This window comes from bacterium, assembly GCA_040755795.1.
Lineage (GTDB): Bacteria > UBA9089 > CG2-30-40-21 > CG2-30-40-21 > SBAY01 > JBFLXS01.
The window spans coordinates 1-2,192 of record JBFLXS010000559.1 but is presented as its reverse complement, the minus strand read 5'-3'; the positions used below and the strand labels follow the sequence as shown (position 1 = coordinate 2,192).

Annotated in this window: 2 protein-coding genes; both read left to right on the top strand. The window is 37.1% G+C overall.

Annotated features, from left to right (window positions below; all coding sequences use genetic code 11):
* Positions 1–162, top strand: a 162-nt coding sequence (locus tag AB1414_19630) for a GxxExxY protein (GenBank protein MEW6609625.1), incomplete at its 5' end; no start/stop codon positions are given.
* 117 nt (positions 163–279) lie between these two features.
* Positions 280–1,941, top strand: coding sequence for a DNA polymerase/3'-5' exonuclease PolX (polX, locus tag AB1414_19625; GenBank protein ID MEW6609624.1), 1,662 nt, complete (start codon positions 280–282; stop codon positions 1,939–1,941).
* Positions 1,942–2,192 lie beyond the last annotated feature (251 nt).

The window sequence follows — 2,192 nt, the reverse complement described above, 5'->3', positions numbered from 1 at the left end:
AAAGTTATCGTAGAATTAAAAGCAGTCGAGCAACTACTTCCGATTCACGAAGCTCAACTTTTAACCTATCTAAAAATGATGAATAAAAGGATAGGTTTATTGATCAATTTTAATGTTTCTGTTCTAATAGATGGAATTAAGTGTATAGCCAATAGATTTTAATTTTTTCTCTGTGTCTCCGCGTCTCTGCGGTGAATAGTTACAATACAGAATGCCTGCATCTTACAACGGAGGTAAATTACTATTAAAAATACCCAAATTGCGAATATCTTCAATCATATGGCGGATATTTTAGAATTTAAAGGAGAAAATCCATTTAAGGTTAATGCCTATCGTAAAGCGGCACGTGTAATTGAAGACCTGACGGATGATATTGAAATACTGGCAAAACAAGGGAAATTAATGGAAATTGATGGTGTAGGGGAAGGGATTGCAAAGAAGATTGATGAATACATAAAAACAGGGACGATGACAAAATACGAGGAAATTAAGGCTGATGTCCCGGATAGTTTGATAGAATTACTTGGTATCCAGGGATTAGGACCAAAAACTTTAGCCCTTGTTTTTAAAGAATTAGGGGTTAAAAATCTATTAGACCTGCAACGGGTAATTGAAAATGGTTTTTTAGCCAGATTACCTCAAATGGGTGAGAAAAAGATAGAAAACATCAAAAGAGGGATTAAATTATTTCAGGCAAGCAGAGAAAGAATCTTACTGGGATTTGCCTTGCCTTTGGTAGAAGAATTAATTACAGAATTACAGAAATTACCTGAGGTCTCTAAAATTTCACCGGCGGGAAGTCTGCGTCGATTAAAAGAAACGATTGGCGATATTGATATTTTAGTTACAGGTAAAAATGGGCGAAAGATAATTGATTATTTTGTCCATTTACCGCAGGTGAAAGATATCTTAGCCGCTGGTGAGACTAAAGGTTCAATAATTACTGAGGATGGAATACAGGTAGATGTGCGTGTAGTTGAGGAGGAGTCTTTTGGTGCGGCACTTCAATACTTTACTGGCTCAAAGGCTCATAATATTAAACTTCGTGAAATGGCAAAGAAAAAGGGATTGAAAATAAATGAGTATGGTGTATTTAAAGGTGAGAAAAAGATTGGTGGGAAAAACGAAGAAGATGTTTATCTTTCACTGGATTTACCCTGGATACCTCCAGAACTACGAGAAGATTTAGGAGAAATAGAACAAGCAAACAATCTACCTCAATTAGTGCAACTTGATGATATTCAAGGAGACCTTCATATTCATACAAATTATTCTGATGGGTCTTCTTCAATTGAAGACATTGCCCGTCATGCGAAAAACATGGGATATAAATACATCGCTATTTGTGACCATTCTCAATCGGTTAAATATGCCGGTGGGTTGACCGCAGATGAATTGTTACATCAGATTGAGGAAATTAGAAGATTAAACGAAAAGATTGGCGGAATTAAAATCTTAGCAGGTAATGAAGTAGATATAAAACCCGATGGAACTTTAGATTATCCAGATAAAATATTAGAACAGTTAGATATAGTTGTTGCCGCAATTCATATGGGTTTCAAACATAATGTAACCGAGAGAATCTGTCGGGCAATGGAGCATCCTTTAGTCGATATAATCTCTCATCCAACCGGAAGATTAATTGGCACTCGGGAAGGATATGAAATTGACCTGGAGAAGATTTTACAAAAGGCAAGCCAAACTCAAACTGTACTTGAGATAAATTCTTATTATGAACGGCTGGATTTAAATGATATAAACTGCCGAAGGGCAAAAGAATTTGACTGTAAATTTGTAATTGATACCGATGCCCATCACTTACAACAATTATGGATGATGAAATTAGGAGTAGGGGTAGCCAGAAGAGCAGGATTGACTAAAGACATAATCATTAATACCCAACCGTTATCTCGATTTCTTTTGGACATCGTCGCAAAATAGCCACATCCTCTACCTGAGATAATAAGGAGAAACGCTCATGAGTCTGCGACTCACAAAGGACGATGAAAATATATGGAGTGCGGTAGCTTGCTACCGCTTTCGCAGGAGGAAAAGCGAAAGCAATCTTTCGCACTCCAAAGGCTATTTTCAGGGGAAACACTCATGAACCGTTGGTTCACAAATGAGGATGAAAATAGTAGGTAGGAGATAGAAGGTGGGAGATAGGGAGATAAGCGTGAGTAGTGGTGTTT

Coding starts and splice junctions, on each gene's coding strand:
- polX (MEW6609624.1), top strand. CDS start 280: ATGGCGGATATTTTAGAATTTAAAGGAGAAAATCCATTTAAGGTTAAT.